Source organism: Streptomyces sp. NPDC053076, from assembly GCF_044546845.1.
GTDB lineage: Bacteria > Actinomycetota > Actinomycetes > Streptomycetales > Streptomycetaceae > Streptomyces.
In genome coordinates, this window is the sequence record NZ_JBITZL010000004.1 from 409,219 (window position 1) to 426,666 (window position 17,448).

Here is a 17,448-nt window from a genome sequence, read left to right on the forward strand (position 1 = left end):
TCGGGTGGGGTGCCCTGTGGTGGCCGGCCCGGTCGTCAGCGCTGCCCGGCCGGTCCCCTCTTCGGGAACAGCGTGTAGCTGCCGGCGATGACGACGTTGATGCCGATCACCCAGAGCATGCGCGTCTGCCACGCCCGCAGCGAGCCGGTGTCACCGTCGTCGCCGACGTACCAGACCGCGCCCTGGAGCAGGGCCAGGGCGACGACCGAGGCCAGGATCCAGCGGGCCGCGACCTTCCACTCGTGGACGGTGCGGGCCGTGCCGTACTTCGGGGGCTTCACCGGGGGCGGCCCGCCGGCGAAGCGGTGGGCCACCCGGGCGTCCGCCCACGTGACGGTGGAGTGTCCGAGGCCCACCGTGAACCCGATGTAGACGGCGGCGAGGCCGTGCCGCCAGTCGGGCTCGGCGCCGTTCTTCAAGTCGATCGCCGTGACCGTGAACAGCACGATCTCCAGCAGTGGCTCGCACAGCAGCAGCGCCAGGCCGGTGCGCGGCATCCGCAGCCCGTACCGGAACGCCAGTCCGGCCGCCAGCAGCACCCAGAACGCCACCTCACAGGCGATGACCATTCCGACGATCACGGTTCGCTCCCCTCGTCCACCCTTCCAGCCTCCCGGCCCGCCGCGCCGCTCTCGTCGTCGTCCCGGACGAACCCGCCGTAAGCGAAAGTCGCAGTCCGGCACCCTTCCCCGGGTGCAGGCGGGTTGCCGGGCAGCCGTGTTGGATAGGGGCATGTCCCGCCCACTCCCCCGCCCGCACCGCGACGACCTGTGGATCGCCGTGGGCGGACTGCTCGGCGGTGTGCTGCTGTGGGCACTGGGCATCCATCCGCGCCCGTCCTCGGACAGCGTCGTGCTGTGGCAGGCGCCCTGGGCCCCGCTGGTGCCGCTGGCCGTCACCGCCGCCTGCGAGCCGCTGCGCCGCGTCCGGCCGCGCACCGGACTGCTGATCGGCACCGCCGCGCTGGTCCTGGACACGGTGACCCCGGGCAGCATCGTCACCGTCGTGCTCTACACCGACCTGGTGTACGCGGCCGTCCTGTACGGCACCCCGGCCTCCGCGCGCCGCATCCCGTGGATCACCGGGATGCTGACGGTCCTCGGCGGTGTCGTCCCCGCGGCGCTCCTGCGTGATCCGCAGGGGCTGCTGATCGGGGTGGGCGTCGGGGTGATCGCGCTGGCCCCCGCCAGCACCGGCGCGCTCGTGCGCAACCACCGCGACGCCGCCGAGGCCGCCCGGCTGCGCGCCGAACAGACCGCGCTGCTGGCCGAGATGGACCGGACCCAGGCAGTGACCGCCGAACGGGCGCGGGTGGCACGGGAGTTGCATGACATGGTCGCCAACCATCTGTCCGCCATCGCCATCCACTCCACGGCCGCCCTGTCCCTGGACGACCCGGAGACCTCCGCGCGGGCCCTGACGGTGATCCGGGAGAACAGCGTGGCGGGGCTGGACGAGATGCGGCGGCTGATCGGCCTCCTGCGGGACGGCTCCGGTGACCGGGAGCCCCTGGCATCGCCCACACTCGACGGCCTCGGCGCCCTGGCCGAGGGGTTCCGCGCCCATGGCCTGGACGTCCGCCTGGACACCGGGCACGGTGAGGTGCCCGCGCCGGTCGAGCTGGCCGCGTACCGGATCGTGCAGGAGTCGCTGACCAATGCGCTCAAGCACGCGGCGGACGGGCCGGTGCTGGTCGGGCTGCGGCAGGAGGGTGGCTCCCTGTGGGTACGGGTGACCAGCCCGTACCGGCCCGGTGACCGGCCGCGCGCCCCCGGCTCGGGCGCCGGGCTCACCGGGATGCGCGAGCGGGCCGCACTGCTCGGCGGCCGGTTCGAGGCCGGCGCCGAGGACGGTGTGTGGGCCGTGCGTGCCGAACTTCCGCTCAGCGAAGGAGACCCCGCATGATCCGTGTCCTGGTCGCCGAGGACCAGTCCGCCGTACGCGCCGGGCTGGTGCTGATCCTTAGCAGCGCGCCGGACATCGAGGTGGTCGGTGAGGCGGAGGACGGCGAGCGGGCGGTCGAGCTGGCCCGGGACCTGGGGCCGGACCTCGTCCTGATGGACGTTCAGATGCCTCGTCTGGACGGGGTGACCGCGACCCGGCGGATCGTCGCCGAGCGGCTCGCGGACGTCCTCGTGCTGACCACCTTCGACCTCGACGAGTACGTGTTCGGGGCGCTGCGGGCGGGGGCGGCCGGGTTCCTGCTGAAGAACACCGAGGCGAAGGACCTGCTGGACGCGGTGCGGGCGGTGGCGCGGGGGGAGGGGATGGTCGCGCCGGCCGTGACCCGGCGGCTGATCGCCGAGTTCGCCGCGGCGCCCGCCCGGGGAGCGGAGGCCGATCCGGCCGTGCTGGAGGGCCTCACCCGGCGGGAGCGGGAGGTGCTGGGCCGTATCGGCGAAGGGCTGTCGAACGCGGAGATCGCGGCCCGGCTGAACATGGCGGAGGGCACGGTGAAGACGCACGTCAGCCGCTTGCTGGCCAAGCTGGAGCTGCGCAGCCGGGTGCAAGCGGCGGTACTGGCCAGGGAGTTGGGTCTCTGACGAGGCGCCCCCAGAGTGGTCCAGACCTATTGACCTGTGGTCCAGACCTTTCTACCCTCGCAGCACCGTGGGGCGTGAAGGCTCAGTCATGCCCCTGACATCCCCAATGACGAGGGAGGCGCAGCATGCGCTTCAGACACAGAGCCGCGGCAGGGTTCGCGACCCTGCTGCTCCCCCTGGCCGGCCTGGTCGGTCTCGCGGGCCCCGCCCAGGCCGCGACGAGCTCGACGGCGAGCTTCACCAAGACCAGCGACTGGGGAACCGGCTTCGGTGGTCAGTGGACCGTCAAGAACACCGGCACCAGCAGCATCAGCTCGTGGACCGTCGAGTGGGACTTCCCCTCCGGCACCTCGGTCACCTCCGCCTGGGACGCGGACGTCACCGGATCCGGCACCCACTGGACCGCCAAGAACAAGTCCTACAACGGCACCATCGCCCCCGGCGCCTCCGTCTCCTTCGGCTTCAACGGCGCGGGCCCCGGCTCCCCGTCCAACTGCAAGCTGAACGGCGACAGCTGCGACGGCACGACGGTCCCGGGTGACGCGGCCCCCTCCGCCCCCGGCACCCCGACCGCCTCCTCCGTCACCGACACCTCGGTGAAGCTCGCCTGGAGCGCGGCCACCGACGACAAGGGCGTCAAGAACTACGACGTGCTCCGCGACGGCACCAAGGTCGCCACGGTCACCACCACGTCGTACACCGACTCCGCCCTGACCGCCGGCACCGACTACTCCTACACCGTGCAGGCGCGTGACACCGCCGACCAGACCGGACCGGCCAGCGGCGCGGTCAAGGTGCACACCACCGGCGGCGGCACCACTCCCCCGCCCACCGGTGACAAGGTCAAGCTCGGCTACTTCACCGAGTGGGGCATCTACGGCCGCAACTACAACGTCAAGAACCTGGTGACGTCCGGCTCCGCCGCCAAGATCACGCACATCAACTACGCCTTCGGCAACGTCACCGGCGGCAAGTGCGCCATCGGTGACTCCTACGCCGACTACGACAAGGCGTTCACCGCCGACCAGTCGGTCAGCGGCGTCGCCGACACCTGGGACCAGCCGCTGCGCGGCAACTTCAACCAGCTGCGTCAGCTGAAGGCCAAGTACCCGAACATCAAGGTGCTGTGGTCCTTCGGCGGCTGGACCTGGTCCGGCGGCTTCGGGGACGCGGCCAAGAACCCGGCGGCCTTCGCCCAGTCCTGCTACGACCTGGTCGAGGACCCGCGCTGGGCCGACGTCTTCGACGGCATCGACATCGACTGGGAGTACCCGAACGCCTGCGGCCTGACCTGTGACACCAGCGGCGCGGCGGCCTACAAGAACCTGATGTCCGCGCTGCGGGCCAAGTTCGGCTCCACCAACCTGGTCACCTCCGCCGTCACGGCCGACGGCTCGGCCGGCGGCAAGATCGAGGCCGCGGACTACGCGGGCGCCGCCCAGTACGTCGACTGGTACAACGTGATGACGTACGACTTCTTCGGCGCCTGGGACGCCAAGGGACCGACCGCCCCGCACTCCCCGCTCACCTCGTACAGCGGCATCCCGAAGGAGGGCTTCACCACCGCCGACGCGCTGAACAAGTTCAAGGCGATCGGCGTCCCCGCGAAGAAGCTGCTCATCGGCATCGGCTTCTACGGCCGCGGCTGGACCGGCGTCACCCAGGACGCCCCGGGCGGCACGGCCACGGGCCCCGCGGCCGGCACCTACGAGCAGGGCATCGAGGACTACAAGGTCCTGAAGTCGTCCTGCCCGGCCACCGGCACCGTCGCCGGCACGGCATACGCGCACTGCGGCAGCAACTGGTGGTCGTACGACACCCCCGCCACCATCGCGAGCAAGATGGCGTGGGCCAAGAACCAGGGCCTCGGCGGCGCCTTCTTCTGGGAGTTCAGCGGTGACACCAGCAACGGCGAGCTGGTGAGCGCCATCAGCAACAACCTGTAGTCGGGCCGTTCCCGGTCCGATCAGAGCCACATTCGCTCCCCCTCGGCTTCGTCCGGGGGGGAGTGGATGTGGCTACGCCACGTTCACGCGCTGTCCGGGCGGGGCTGCCTCCAGCCACGCGAGAAACCCGGTCAGCGCGTCTTCGCTCATGGCGAGCTCGAGGCGGGTGCCCCGATGGGTGCAGGCGAGGATCACCGCGTCGGAGAGCAGCGCCAGTTCCTCCTCGCCCTCGGGCAGCCGGCGGCCGGCCACCTCGATCTGCGCGCGCTCCAGGACGCGACGGGGCCGGAAGGCGTAGGAGAAGACCCGGTACCACTCGATGCGGTCGCCGTTGTAGCGGGCGACGCCGTAGCTCCAGCCCTTGCCGCCCGTGTCCGGTTTCTCGGGTACGTCCCAGCGCAGGGAGCAGTCGAAGGTGCCACCGGAGCGCTGGATGAGTCTGCGGCGCAGTCCGAACAGGAAGAGTCCCACCGCCACGAGCGCGACCACGATCCCGCACACAGTCAGAGCGAGGACCATCGGCACCGACCTCCTCGTCTCCCTGGCAGCTGCGCTGCTCTTGTCACTGAGTAATGAAACCTAAAAAACACCCACATCTGCCTCAGCCGCGACCGGCACCGGATTGCTCCGGGCCGGCCGCGGCTGAGTGACGTCAACGTACGGCGCGGCTGTTTCAGCCCGCCGTCGCAGCGCGCAGTCGGACGTCCGCGCGGCGCTCGGCGGCGGCGTCGCCCTCCGCCTTGGCGCGCTCCAGCTCCCGCTCCGTGCGCTGGACATCGATCTCGTCCGACAGCTCGGCGATCTCGGCCAGCAGGGACAGCTTGTTGTCCGCGAACGAGATGAAACCGCCGTGCACCGCGGCGACGACCGTTCCACCTTCACTCGTACGGATGGTCACCGGGCCCGACTCCAGCACACCGAGCAGCGGCTGGTGACCGGGCATGACGCCGATGTCGCCGGACGTGGTGCGCGCGACGACCAGGGTGGCCTCACCGGACCAGACCTGGCGGTCGGCGGCGACCAGCTCGACGTGCAGCTCAGCAGCCAAGGGTGGCTCCTCGGGTCACCACCCGGCAGGGGTGCCGGGTGTTGGGGTCAATTCTAGAGGGCGTGGGAGAGGGGGCGGGACGCGCCCGCCCCCTCACACGAGCACGGGGCTCAGGAGACGCCCAGCTCCTTGGCGTTGGCCTTGAGGTCCTCAAGACCACCGCACATGAAGAACGCCTGCTCGGGGAAGTGGTCGTACTCACCGTCGCAGATCGCGTTGAACGCGGCGATCGACTCGTCGAGCGGCACGTCCGAACCGTCCACGCCGGTGAACTGCTTGGCGACGTGGGTGTTCTGGGACAGGAAGCGCTCCACGCGACGGGCACGGTGGACGACGAGCTTGTCCTCCTCGCCCAGCTCGTCGATACCGAGGATCGCGATGATGTCCTGGAGGTCCTTGTACTTCTGCAGGATCGTCTTCACGCGCATGGCCGCGTTGTAGTGGTCCGCCGTGATGTAGCGCGGGTCCAGGATCCGGGACGTGGAGTCCAGCGGGTCCACGGCCGGGTAAATGCCCTTCTCGGAGATCGGACGGGACAGAACCGTCGTCGCGTCGAGGTGGGCGAAGGTGGTGGCCGGGGCCGGGTCGGTCAGGTCGTCCGCGGGGACGTAGATCGCCTGCATCGAGGTGATCGAGTGACCACGGGTCGAGGTGATGCGCTCCTGGAGGAGACCCATCTCGTCGGCCAGGTTCGGCTGGTAACCCACCGCGGACGGCATACGGCCGAGCAGGGTGGAGACCTCGGAGCCGGCCTGCGTGAAGCGGAAGATGTTGTCGATGAAGAACAGCACGTCCTGCTTCTGGACGTCACGGAAGTACTCGGCCATGGTCAGGCCGGCCAGCGCGACGCGCAGACGGGTGCCCGGGGGCTCGTCCATCTGGCCGAACACCAGAGCGGTCTTGTCGATGACGCCCGAGTCCGACATCTCCTCGATGAGGTCGTTGCCCTCACGGGTGCGCTCACCGACACCGGCGAACACGGAGACACCGTCGTGGTTGTTGGCGACGCGGTAGATCATCTCCTGGATGAGCACCGTCTTGCCGACGCCGGCACCACCGAACAGACCGATCTTGCCGCCCTTGACGTACGGGGTCAGCAGGTCGATGACCTTGACGCCGGTCTCGAACATCTCGGTCTTCGACTCGAGCTCGTCGAAGTTCGGGGCCTTGCGGTGGATCGGCCAGCGCTCACCGTCGTACTGCTCGTCGACGTTCAGCACCTCACCGAGGGTGTTGAACACCTTGCCCTTGGTGAAGTCGCCGACCGGGACGGAGATGGCGGAGCCGGTGTCCGTCACGGCGGCCTGGCGGACCAGACCGTCGGTGGGCTGCATGGAGATGGTGCGGACCAGGCCGTCACCCAGGTGCTGGGCGACCTCCAGGGTCAGCGTCTTCTTCTCGCCGTCGTTCGCCGGGTCGGCGACCTCGACGTGGAGGGCGTTGTAGATCTCCGGCATCGCGTCGACGGGGAACTCCACGTCGACGACCGGGCCGATGACCCGGGCGACGCGGCCCGTAGCCGTCGCGGTCTCAACAGTGGTGGTCATTATCGGTCACTCCCCGCGGTCGCGTCGGCCAGGGCGCTGGCGCCACCGACGATCTCGCTGATTTCCTGGGTGATTTCGGCCTGGCGGGCCGCGTTGGCAAGACGGGAGAGCGTGTTGATCAGCTCGCCCGCGTTGTCGGTGGCCGACTTCATCGCGCGCCGCGTGGCGGCGTGCTTCGAAGCGGCCGACTGGAGCAGCGCGTTGTAGATCCGGCTCTCCACGTAGCGCGGCAGCAGGGCGTCGAGGACGTCCTCCGCCGACGGCTCGAAGTCGTACAGCGGGAGGATCTCGCCCTTGGGAGCGGCTTCCTCCGCGACCTCTTCGAGGCGCAGCGGCAGCAGGCGCGAGTCCAGCGCCGTCTGCGTCATCATCGAGACGAACTCGGTGAAGACGATGTGGAGCTCGTCCACACCACCCTCGGCCGTCTCCTTCTCGATGGCCTCGATCAGCGGCGCCGCCACCTTCTTGGCGTCCGCGTACGTCGGCTCGTCGGTGAAGCCCGTCCACGACTCCGCGACCTTGCGCTCACGGAAGTTGTAGTGGGCGACACCTCGCCGGCCGACGATGTACGTCTCGACCTGCTTGCCCTCGCGCTCCAGGCGCTCGGACAGCTGCTCCGCCGCCTTGATGGCGTTGGAGTTGAAGGCACCGGCCAGACCGCGGTCGCTCGTGAGGAGCAGGACCGCGGCACGGGCCGGGTTCTCCGCCTCCGTGGTGAGCGGGTGCTTGGTGTTCGAACCCGTACCGACCGCCGTGACCGCGCGGGTCAGTTCCTGCGCGTACGGCGTGGAGGCCGCCACCTTGCGCTGCGCCTTGACGACGCGCGAGGCGGCGATCATCTCCATCGCCTTGGTGATCTTCTTGGTCGCGGTGACGGATCGGATGCGACGCTTGTAGACCCGGAGCTGGGCTCCCATGAGTCAGGTCCCTTCCTTACGTCACTTGGCGGCAGCGGCAGGGGTGTCCTCGCCGAGCAGCTTGCCGTCCGAAGTCTCGAACTGCTTCTTGAACTCCACGATCGCGTCCGCGATGGCCGTGAGGGTGTCGTCGGACATCTTGCCGCCCTCACGGATGGAGGTCATGAGACCCTGCTCCTTGCGGTGCAGGTACTCCAGCAGCTCCTTCTCGAAGCGGCGGATGTCGACGACCGGCACCTCGTCCATCTTGCCGGTGGTGCCGGCCCAGACGGAGACGACCTGGTCCTCGGTGGACATCGGCTGGTACTGGTCCTGCTTCAGCAGCTCGACCATGCGCTGACCGCGCTCCAGCTGCGACTTCGAGGCGGCGTCCAGGTCGGAACCGAAGGCGGCGAACGCCTCCAGCTCACGGAACTGCGCGAGGTCGACGCGGAGGCGGCCGGAGACCTGCTTCATCGCCTTGTGCTGCGCGGAACCACCGACTCGGGAGACGGAGATACCGACGTTCAGCGCGGGGCGCTGACCGGCGTTGAACAGGTCCGACTCCAGGAAGCACTGGCCGTCGGTGATGGAGATGACGTTGGTCGGGATGAACGCCGAGACGTCGTTGGCCTTGGTCTCGACGATCGGCAGACCGGTCATCGAACCGGCACCCATCTCGTCGGAGAGCTTGGCGCAGCGCTCCAGCAGGCGAGAGTGCAGGTAGAAGACGTCACCCGGGTAGGCCTCACGGCCCGGCGGGCGGCGCAGCAGCAGCGACACGGCACGGTAGGCGTCGGCCTGCTTCGACAGGTCGTCGAAGATGATGAGGACGTGCTTGCCCTCGTACATCCACTGCTGACCGATGGCCGAACCGGTGTACGGCGCCAGGTACTTGAAGCCGGCCGGGTCGGACGCCGGGGCGGCGACGATGGTCGTGTACTCCAGGGCGCCGTTCTCCTCCAGCGCGCGGCGCACGCCGGCGATGGTGGAGCCCTTCTGGCCGATGGCGACGTAGATGCAGCGGACCTGCTTCTTCGGGTCGCCCGAGCGCCAGTTGTCGCGCTGGTTGATGATCGTGTCGACGGCCAGGGCGGTCTTGCCGGTCTGCCGGTCACCGATGATCAGCTGACGCTGGCCACGGCCGATCGGGGTCATGGCGTCGACGGCCTTGTAACCGGTCTCCATCGGCTCGTGCACCGACTTGCGCTGCATGACCGTGGGGGCCTGCAGCTCGAGGGCGCGGCGGCCGGACGTCTCGATCTCGCCGAGGCCGTCGATCGGGTTGCCGAGCGGGTCGACGACGCGGCCGAGGTAGCCCTCGCCGACCGCGACGGAGAGGACCTCACCGGTGCGGGTGACCGGCTGCCCCTCCTCGATACCGCTGAACTCACCGAGTACGACAGCACCGATCTCGCGCTCCTCGAGGTTGAGGGCGAGACCGAGGGAGCCGTCCTCGAACTTCAGCAGCTCGTTCGCCATGGCCGAGGGCAGGCCCTCGATCTTGGCGATACCGTCGCCGGCGACGGTGACCGTACCGACCTCCTCGCGCGAGGCCGCGTCCGGCTTGTACGACTGGACGAAGTTCTCCAGCGCGTCCCGGATCTCCTCCGGCCGGATCGTGAGCTCCGCCATCTGGGTTCCCTGCTCTCCTTGTTGGGCCCGAAGTTTCACTTGGGGGGATGGGGACTCCCCCCATCAGGAGGTGAATCCTCTGCACGGCCCAACCGGGCCGTCGTAAGTACGTACTGCTTTTCTCGAAGTATCGAGTTGCTGCTAGCTCGCCATGCGGCGGGCGGCCTCGTCCAGCCGGTCCGCGATCGAGCCGTTGATGACCTCGTCACCGACCTGGACCCGGATGCCGCCGACGACCTCGGGGTCGACGTCGAGGTTGAGGTGCATCCGACGCCCGTAGAGCTTGGCCAGGGCGGCGCCGAGGCGCTCCCGCTGACCGTCGCTCAAGGGCACCGCCGACGTGACGACGGCGACCATGCGGTTCCGGCGCTCCGCGGCGAGCCTGGACAGGGACTCCAGTCCCGCTTCCAGGCTACGTCCACGCGGCACGGTCACCAGGCGCGTCACCAGACGCTCGGTGGCCGGCTTGGCCCGCCCGCCGAGCAGCCGGTGCAGCAGCTCGGACTTGGCCGAGCCGCCGGCGGCACGGTCGGTGAGCGCGGCGCGCAGCTCGGTGTTGGAGGAGACGATCCGGCCGAACCGGAACAGCTCGTCCTCGACGTCGTCGAGGGTGCCCGTCTTCTCCGCGGCCGTGAGGTCGGCGATGTTCGCCAGCTCCTCCAGCGCGTCCACCAGGTCGCGGGGCTGCGACCAGCGGGAGCGCGCCGTACCGGCCACCAGGTCGGCGGTCGCGCCGCTGACCTGGCCACCGATCAGGCGCTGGACCAGCTCCGCCTTGGCCTCTGCGGGCTGCGCCGGGTCGGTGAGGACCCGGCGCAGGCCGACCTCGCGGTCGAGCAGCGCGGTGACGGCCGCCAGCTCGCCGGCGAGCTGCCCGGCGTCCACGGACGTGGAGTCCGTCAGCGCGTCGAGACGCTCGCGTGCGGCTGCCAGGGCCTCGCGGCTCGCTCCGTTCATCGCGCGGCCTCGGCCTTCTCCTCGAGCTCGTCGAGGAAGCGGTCGATCACACGGCTCTGGCGGGCGTGGTCCTCGAGGGACTCGCCGACGAGCTTGCCGGCCAGGTCGGTGGCGAGCTTGCCGACGTCCTGACGCAGCGCGGACGCGGCGGCCTTGCGGTCCGCCTCGATCTGGGAGTGACCGGCGGCGACGATCTCCTCGCGCTGCCGCTGGCCCTCGGCCCGCATCTCGGCGATGAGCGTGGCACCCTGCTCCTGCGCCTCCTGGCGCAGGCGCGCGGCCTCGTGCCGGGCCTCGGCGAGCTGGGCCTTGTACTGCTCAAGGACGCTCTGGGCCTCGACCTTCATGGCGTCGGCCTCTTCGATGCCGCCTTCGATCGCCGCGCGACGCTCCTCCAGAACCTTGTTGATGTTCGGAAGCAGCTTCTTCCAGAAGAAGAAGAACACGATGGCGAAGGCGATGGTGCCGATGAGCAGCTCAGGCCCCGGAGGAACGAGCGGGTTCTGCTCCTCCTCGGCCGCGAGTGCAACCAGGTTGGCGATCACATCAGTGCCTTTCGTCGATTCGTGTCAGGTAAGGCTGATTACTTACCGAACACGAACGGCATAACGATGCCGATGAGGGCGAGCGCCTCACAGAACGCGAAGCCCAGGATCTGGTTGGCACGGATCAGACCGGCGGCCTCGGGCTGGCGGGCCAGGGCCTGGGTGCCGTTACCGAAGATGATGCCGACGCCGATGCCGGGGCCGATCGCGGCGAGGCCGTAACCGATGGAGCCGACGGAGCCGTGGACGCCGGTTTCAGCAGCAAGGGTCTGGAGAGCGGACATGCCGGTTCTTCCTTCTCTTTCATGGACCGGTGGGGGTTGGCCACCGGACGACTGGGGGTTTGCGAGGAGGTGGTACGACTCAGTGGTGCTCGGCGAGAGCGCCCTGAATGTAGGAGCAGGCGAGGAGTACGAAGACGTACGCCTGGACGGCCTGCACGAAGAGCTCGAAGCAGATCATGGCCATCGTCATCACGAAGGAGACGCCGGCGGCCGGGACCATCCAGCTGTTCAGCAGGTACCAGGAGGCGACGGTGAACATCACCAGCATCAGGTGACCGGCGAACATGTTGGCGAACAGACGCACCGCGTGCGTGAACGGGCGGACCAGCAGGTTCGAGAAGAACTCGATGACCATCACGAGCGGCAGCACCGGGCCGAGCGACTTGTCATAGCCGGTGACGTTCTTGAAGAAGCCGACAAAGCCGTGCTTCTTGAAGGTCAGCGAAACCCAGGTGATGTAGACGACCGCTGCGAGCACCGCCGGATAGGCGATGATCGACGACACCGGGAACTGTGCCAGCGGGACCACGGACCAGACGTTCATGATCCAGATGAAGAAGAACAGCGAGACCATGAACGGGACGTACTTCTCACCCTCGCGCTTGCCGAGGGTCTCGTACACGATGCCGCGGCGTACGAAGTCGTAGCCGGCCTCGCCGATCATCTGGAGCTTGCCCGGGACGACCTTGGCCTTGCCGAAGGCGGTCCAGAAGAAGCCGACGACGAGCACGGTGGTGACGAGCGCGAGCAGCATCACCTTGTTGAACTCGAAGCCCCCGACCGTGGCGAGCGGCTTGAACAGGAACGAGTGCAGGCCCGGAGCCGGGAAGCCACACCCGTTGTCGGACATGATCCGGCAACTCCAGTCGAAGGCGAGCTGGGTCTGGTCAGCACTCACCGCGGGCTCCTTCGGCGTGACGCATAGGTACGGCAACCTCGTTGTGTCGGCGCGGCACACGGCCGCGGATCGGCACCGGACTGGTGTTACGAATGTGGGGGCGGCTGAGGGGCAAAGAGCCTCGCGTTCGAGCAGGCGTCAGCTCAGATGCCCGCGCCCGCGATGCCGCAGTTGGCACCGGACGATAGCAGGAGATCTCACAAGCCTTTATCCCGCCCCTACCCCTCACGGCTTCGGCCCTGTCTTCTCGGGCTTCTCACTCTTCGCGGAGTCCGGGTCGATGTAGAAGATCTTGGCCTTCATGTGCGCACGTGCCTGCGCGGCCATCCACACGACGGTCGCCACGACGAGCGACACGGCGAACGTCTTCGCGTTGAAGAGGGAGGTGTCCTTGAAAACAGCGACGAAGATCAGGAGAAGCAGCAGCTGGGCGACGTAGAGCATCAGGCCCATGGCCTGGAACAGCTGCGGGAGCGTTTTTGCCGTTCGCTGGAGCACGTAGAGGCCGATTCCCATGAACAGGACGGCCAGCACCGTGCCGACGACCGCGCCGAGCGCGCCCTTGCCCCCCGCGACCGCGGCGCTCACGGCGACGGCGATCACGCCGGCGGCCGCTGTGGGCACAGCGATCTGCAAGAGGTTCCGGACGTCATTGGACGGCATGGCGGCAACTCCGCTTTCACAGGGGGCAGGGTGTCGTCATGGACGAGCGTAGTCCCGGGCTGAGTGATCGAGACCTCACGCCGGCGGACCGTCGCACTACGGTCCTTCGGCTCTATCCCGGGTTCTCGTGAACCGTATCACAAACTATTTGATGAGGTCTTTACCTGCTTGGTGTGCTTGCTGTCACACATGAGAGTGACAGTGCGCGCCTGAGCGAAAACCGAGCCGTCTTGTCTGGTATTGGGAACTTTGCTCCCCCACGACTTGGCAATGCTCTAGTCAGATTCTTACCTTGACCGTCTTACCGGCGATCGACGAAACGCGAACGAGCGCCGATCGCGGTCGCCCCGTTGACGCCCGAGGCGCCGGCGGTGACCGGGGCGCGCTCCTCCGCCTCCGCGGCCTCGGACGCCGCGGTCTGCTCCAGCGCGGCGTCGGGAGCCCCGCGCCGCCTCCGGTACCGCGGCGGCACGAACCGCTGCGCCCACACCGGCACCCGCGGGGTGAAGCGCGGGAGCAGCAGCAGGATCAGGCCCACCGAGCTGAGGAAGACCACCCCCAGCACGATCCACATCGACGCCGAGTTGACGGAGTACGCCAGCGCCCCGAAGCCGATCAGCGCCGACCAGAAGTACATGATCAGCACAGCGCGGCTGTGCGAGTGGCCGATCTCCAGCAGGCGGTGGTGCAGATGGCCGCGGTCGGCGGCGAACGGCGACTGACCGCGCCAGGTGCGGCGGACGATCGCCAGGATCAGGTCGGCGGCGGGTACGGCGATGATCGTCAGCGGCAGCAGCAGCGGGATGTAGACCGGGACGGTCTGGTGGACCGCAGCCTTCTCCGAACCGGTGAACAGGGCCAGCGCGTCCGGGTCCACCTGTCCGGTGATGGAGATCGCCCCCGCCGACAGCACCAGCCCGATCAGCATCGAACCCGAGTCGCCCATGAAGATCCGCGCCGGGTGCATGTTGTGCGGCAGGAAGCCCAGGCACATGCCCATCAGGATCGCCGCGAAGAGCGTGCCGGGAGCGGCGGCCTCGATGCCGTACGAGTACCAGATCCGGTACGCGTACAGGAAGAAGGAGCCGGCCGCGATGCACACCATGCCGGCGGCGAGGCCGTCCAGGCCGTCCACGAAGTTCACCGCGTTGATCGTGATGACCACCAGCGCCACCGTCAGCAGCGTGCCCTGCCACTGGGTCAGGGCGACGTTGCCGACGCCCGGGATGGGCAGCCACAGGATCGTCAGACCCTGCATGACCATCACGCCCGCGGCGATCATCTGGCCGCCCAGCTTGATCAACGCGTCGATCTCGAACTTGTCGTCCAGAACACCGATCAGCCAGATCAGTGCGGCGCCGGAGAGCAGCGCCCGCGGCTCGTTGGACTTGGCGAAGACCTCGTTGAGGTTGGTCAGGTGGTCCGCGACCAGCAGGCCCGCGCACAGGCCGAAGAACATCGCGATGCCGCCGAGGCGCGGAGTGGGCTCCCGGTGCACGTCACGTGCCCGGATCTCCGGCATCGCCCCGGCCACGATCGCGAACTTCCGTACCGGCCCCGTCAGGAGATACGTCACCGCGGCCGTGATGCAGAGCGTCAGGAGGTATTCACGCACGGGCTTCCCCACAGGTCTCGCTGGCCATCACAGCCCCACACCCTAGCGACGGATGCATATGGATGAGGACAGCCGGGTAGCGACGATGGTTGCACGCGGGGCTGTGTGCCCCGTCCCGCCGCGGTCCCCGGAGGTCCACAACGGGACACACCAGGCTGTACGGAATCGCCCCTACCCCCGCTCAGCCGGGGTACGGCGGATAGGGGCCGGTGAGTGCGCGCACCTCCTCCCGCGCCGTGGCCGGTTCCGTCTCCCCGCGCAGCACGGCCGCCAGCAGCGCCGCGATCCGCACCATCTCCGCCTCGCCCATGCCCTGCGTCGTCACCGCGGCCGTGCCCAGGCGCAGCCCGCGGCCGTCGCCGTGCGGCAGCACGCAGCAGTCCAGCACCAGACCGGCCGCGAGGAGCCGGCCGCGCGCGGTACGGCCGTCCACTCCGAGCGGAGCCGGGTCCGCGGTGATCAGGTGGGTGTCCGTGCCGCCGGTGGTGACGACCAGCCCCTCCGCGGCGAGATGGCCGGCGAGCACGCGCGCGTTGGCGACCACCTGATGGGCGTACACGGTGAAGGCCGGTGTCGCCGCCTCGCCGAACGCGACGGCCTTGGCGGCGATGGTGTGCATCTGGGCACCGCCCTGGGTGAAGGGGAAGACGGCCCGGTCGACGCGCTCGGCCAGCTCGGCGCCGCACAGGATCATCCCGCCGCGCGGGCCGCGCAGCACCTTGTGGGTGGTCGCGCAGACGATGTCCGCGTACGGCACCGGGTTCGGTGCCGCTCCCCCGGCGACCAGGCCGATCGGATGGGCCGCGTCCGCGATCAGGTAGGCCCCGACCTCGTCGGCGACCTCGCGGAAGAAGGCGTGGTCGATGTGGCGGGGGTAGGCGATCGAGCCGCACACGATGGCCTTGGGCCGGTGGTTCCGCGCCAGGTGACGCACCTGGTCGTGGTCGATCAGCCCGGTCTCGGCGTCGACGCCGTAGCCGACGAAGTCGAACCAGCGGCCGGAGAAGTTCGCCGGCGAGCCGTGGGTGAGATGGCCGCCGTAGGGCAGGCCGAGGGCGAGGACGGTGTCGCCGGGGCGCAGCAGGGCCGCGTAGGCGGCCAGGACGGCCGAGGAGCCGGAGTGCGGCTGGACGTTGGCGTGCTCGGCGCCGAACAGGGCCTTGGCCCGGTCGACGGCGGCACGCTCGGCGACGTCGACGATCTCGCAGCCGCCGTGGTGCCGGGCGCCCGGGTAGCCCTCGGCGTACTTGTTGGCCAGCGGGGAGCCGAGGGCGGCGAGCACGGCCGGCGAGCAGAAGTTCTCGGCGGCGATCAGCTGGAGCGTCGTGGACTGCCGCGTCAGCTCCCCGAGCAGGAGTTCGGCCATCGCCGGGTCCTGCCGCCGCAGGACATCGGTCTCGTGAGCGGTGGTGACCGACATGACGGGCTCCGGGCGGTCGACGGTGACGTATCCCCAATGTAGGCCCGGGGTACGACGGACGCGCGACCGTTACCGCCATTTATGTCCGCATATTCGGGAGTCAGGTGTGCGCGGGTACGCCCGTCAGCGCGGTGACGACCGGGTCCAGCGCGTCCCGTATCTCGTCACCGATGGACCGGAAGAAGGGGAGCGGGGCGCCGTACGGGTCGTACACCTCGTCCGCCTCGGCGGTCGGGGCGAGCAGCCAGCCGCGCAGGGCCGCCGCGGCACGCACCAGTGCCCGGGCCCGCATGACCACACCGTCCTCCAGCGGCGGCAGGGTGGCCGGATCTATCGCCCGGACCAGCCGGGTGAACTCCTTCAGCGTGAAGGTGCGCAGGCCCGCCGAATGGCCCATGGAGATGACCTGGGCACGGTGGTCGCGGGTGGCGGTCAGCACCAGGTCGGCCATGATCACGTGCTCGTCCAGCAGCTCCCGGCCGACGAAGCCGGCGGCGTCCGCGCCGAACTCGCCCAGCACGGTCTCCGCGTTGGCCTCCATGGGCGCGCCCTCGTGCCCCCAGGTGCCCGCGCTCTCCACGACCAGCCCCCCACCGAGCACGCCGAGCCGCTCCGCGACGAAGTGGCGGGTCAGCCGCTCGGTGATGGGTGAGCGGCACACGTTGCCGGTGCTGACGTGGAGGATGCGGAAGGTGTCGCGGGGAAACCCGAACGTCGTCGTCTCCTCCGCGCTGAAGCCCCCGCCGCCTATGCCACGCCCCGCTTCAGGGGCCGTCAATTCGCCACCTCGAGGTCGGGTACGACCTTGCGCAGCTCCTCCGCGGAGAGCGCGCCCGCGCGCAGCAGCAGCGGCACCTCGCCGGAGACGTCCACGATGGACGACGGGACGTTGCCGGGGGTGGGGCCGCCGTCGAGGTAGACGGAGACGGAGTCGCCGAGCATCTGCTGGGCGGCGTCACAGTCCTCCGGCGCCGGGTGACCGGTGAGGTTGGCCGAGGAGACGGCCATGGGGCCGACCTCGGTGAGCAGCTCGATCGCGACCGGGTGCAGCGGCATGCGCACGGCGACCGTGCCCCGGGTGTCGCCGAGGTCCCACTGGAGGGACGGCTGGTGCTTGGCGACGAGCGTCAGGGCGCCCGGCCAGAACGCGTCGACCAGTTCCCAGGCCAGCTCGGAGAAGTCGGTGACGAGGCCGTGCAGGGTGTTCGGGGAGCCGATGAGGACAGGGGTGGGCATGTTGCGGCCCCGGCCCTTGGCGGCGAGCAGGTCGGCGACCGCCTCCGAGGAGAACGCGTCGGCCCCGATGCCGTACACCGTGTCGGTCGGCAGCACCACCAGCTCGCCCCGGCGGACGGCGGACGCGGCCTCGCGCAGACCCGTCACGCGGTCGGTCGCGTCGTTGGTGTCGTATCGCCGTGCCATGTCTAGCGGGCCTCCTCGTAGAGGTACTG

18 protein-coding genes are annotated in these 17,448 nt (G+C 69.4%); 3 read left to right on the forward strand and 15 right to left on the reverse strand.

All coding sequences use genetic code 11. The features are described from left to right. Nucleotides 1-35: 35 nt before the first annotated feature. Nucleotides 36-581, reverse strand: coding sequence for a hypothetical protein (locus ACIGYR_RS19275; RefSeq protein WP_399597967.1), 546 nt, complete (start codon nt 579-581; stop codon nt 36-38). Between the two features lie 151 nt (nt 582-732). On the opposite strand from ACIGYR_RS19275, the gene ACIGYR_RS19280 reads away from it, so the two are divergent. The 3 genes from ACIGYR_RS19280 to ACIGYR_RS19290 all read left to right on the forward strand — a co-directional run bounded on the left by ACIGYR_RS19280 (nt 733) and on the right by ACIGYR_RS19290 (nt 4,489). Further along, nucleotides 733-1,905, forward strand: coding sequence for a sensor histidine kinase (locus ACIGYR_RS19280; protein ID WP_399597964.1), 1,173 nt, complete (start codon nt 733-735; stop codon nt 1,903-1,905). Beyond that, complete coding sequence (locus ACIGYR_RS19285) at nt 1,902-2,543, forward strand: response regulator (RefSeq protein WP_399597962.1); 642 nt, start codon at nt 1,902-1,904, stop codon at nt 2,541-2,543. The genes ACIGYR_RS19280 and ACIGYR_RS19285 overlap by 4 nt, the downstream gene beginning before the upstream one ends. Before the next feature lie 125 nt (nt 2,544-2,668). Further along, nucleotides 2,669-4,489 carry a glycosyl hydrolase family 18 protein gene (locus ACIGYR_RS19290; protein ID WP_399597960.1) on the forward strand — a complete coding sequence of 607 codons (1,821 nt, stop codon included), beginning with the start codon at nt 2,669-2,671 and terminating at the stop codon, nt 4,487-4,489. Nucleotides 4,490-4,561: 72 nt separating this feature from the next. Here ACIGYR_RS19290 and ACIGYR_RS19295 read toward each other — a convergent pair whose 3' ends face one another. From ACIGYR_RS19295 to ACIGYR_RS19360, 14 genes are all read right to left on the reverse strand, one after another. Continuing rightward, the gene (locus ACIGYR_RS19295; RefSeq protein ID WP_399597957.1) at nt 4,562-5,008 is read right to left on the reverse strand and encodes a DUF2550 domain-containing protein; all 447 of its coding nucleotides are present in this window, start codon (nt 5,006-5,008) and stop codon (nt 4,562-4,564) included. Between the two features lie 154 nt (nt 5,009-5,162). Continuing rightward, entirely contained in the window at nt 5,163-5,537 is a 375-nt protein-coding gene (locus tag ACIGYR_RS19300) for a F0F1 ATP synthase subunit epsilon (protein WP_399597955.1), read from the reverse strand. Between the two features lie 110 nt (nt 5,538-5,647). Beyond that, nucleotides 5,648-7,084: a F0F1 ATP synthase subunit beta gene (gene atpD / locus ACIGYR_RS19305; protein ID WP_399597953.1), complete on the reverse strand. Its 1,437-nt coding sequence runs from the start codon at nt 7,082-7,084 to the stop codon at nt 5,648-5,650. Beyond that, nucleotides 7,084-8,001, reverse strand: a complete 918-nt coding sequence (locus ACIGYR_RS19310; RefSeq protein WP_391840848.1) for a F0F1 ATP synthase subunit gamma — start codon at nt 7,999-8,001, stop codon at nt 7,084-7,086. Before ACIGYR_RS19310 ends, atpD begins: the two co-directional genes overlap by 1 nt. Before the next feature lie 21 nt (nt 8,002-8,022). Beyond that, nucleotides 8,023-9,615 (reverse strand): F0F1 ATP synthase subunit alpha, encoded by a 1,593-nt coding sequence (atpA, locus tag ACIGYR_RS19315; protein ID WP_391840846.1) that lies wholly within the window; start codon nt 9,613-9,615, stop codon nt 8,023-8,025. Nucleotides 9,616-9,756: 141 nt separating this feature from the next. Continuing rightward, nucleotides 9,757-10,572, reverse strand: coding sequence for a F0F1 ATP synthase subunit delta (locus tag ACIGYR_RS19320; protein WP_399597950.1), 816 nt, complete (start codon nt 10,570-10,572; stop codon nt 9,757-9,759). After that, complete coding sequence (locus tag ACIGYR_RS19325; protein ID WP_391840842.1) at nt 10,569-11,117, reverse strand: F0F1 ATP synthase subunit B; 549 nt, start codon at nt 11,115-11,117, stop codon at nt 10,569-10,571. Before ACIGYR_RS19325 ends, ACIGYR_RS19320 begins: the two co-directional genes overlap by 4 nt. Before the next feature lie 38 nt (nt 11,118-11,155). Continuing rightward, entirely contained in the window at nt 11,156-11,401 is a 246-nt protein-coding gene (gene atpE, locus ACIGYR_RS19330; RefSeq protein WP_014675009.1) for an ATP synthase F0 subunit C, read from the reverse strand. A gap of 79 nt (nt 11,402-11,480) precedes the next feature. Beyond that, the gene (gene atpB / locus ACIGYR_RS19335) at nt 11,481-12,251 is read right to left on the reverse strand and encodes a F0F1 ATP synthase subunit A (RefSeq protein ID WP_391841044.1); all 771 of its coding nucleotides are present in this window, start codon (nt 12,249-12,251) and stop codon (nt 11,481-11,483) included. 273 nt (nt 12,252-12,524) lie between these two features. Continuing rightward, nucleotides 12,525-12,962 (reverse strand): hypothetical protein, encoded by a 438-nt coding sequence (locus ACIGYR_RS19340; protein WP_391840840.1) that lies wholly within the window; start codon nt 12,960-12,962, stop codon nt 12,525-12,527. A gap of 301 nt (nt 12,963-13,263) precedes the next feature. Beyond that, nucleotides 13,264-14,577, reverse strand: coding sequence for an MraY family glycosyltransferase (locus ACIGYR_RS19345; protein ID WP_399597946.1), 1,314 nt, complete (start codon nt 14,575-14,577; stop codon nt 13,264-13,266). Nucleotides 14,578-14,758: 181 nt separating this feature from the next. After that, nucleotides 14,759-15,997, reverse strand: a complete 1,239-nt coding sequence (gene glyA, locus ACIGYR_RS19350; protein ID WP_399597944.1) for a serine hydroxymethyltransferase — start codon at nt 15,995-15,997, stop codon at nt 14,759-14,761. Nucleotides 15,998-16,097: 100 nt separating this feature from the next. Continuing rightward, nucleotides 16,098-16,775, reverse strand: coding sequence for a protein-tyrosine-phosphatase (locus ACIGYR_RS19355; RefSeq protein WP_399597941.1), 678 nt, complete (start codon nt 16,773-16,775; stop codon nt 16,098-16,100). Further along, a complete protein-coding gene (locus ACIGYR_RS19360; RefSeq protein ID WP_391840833.1) occupies nt 16,772-17,419 on the reverse strand; it encodes an L-threonylcarbamoyladenylate synthase in 648 nt (215 codons plus the stop codon). Before ACIGYR_RS19360 ends, ACIGYR_RS19355 begins: the two co-directional genes overlap by 4 nt. Nucleotides 17,420-17,448 lie beyond the last annotated feature (29 nt).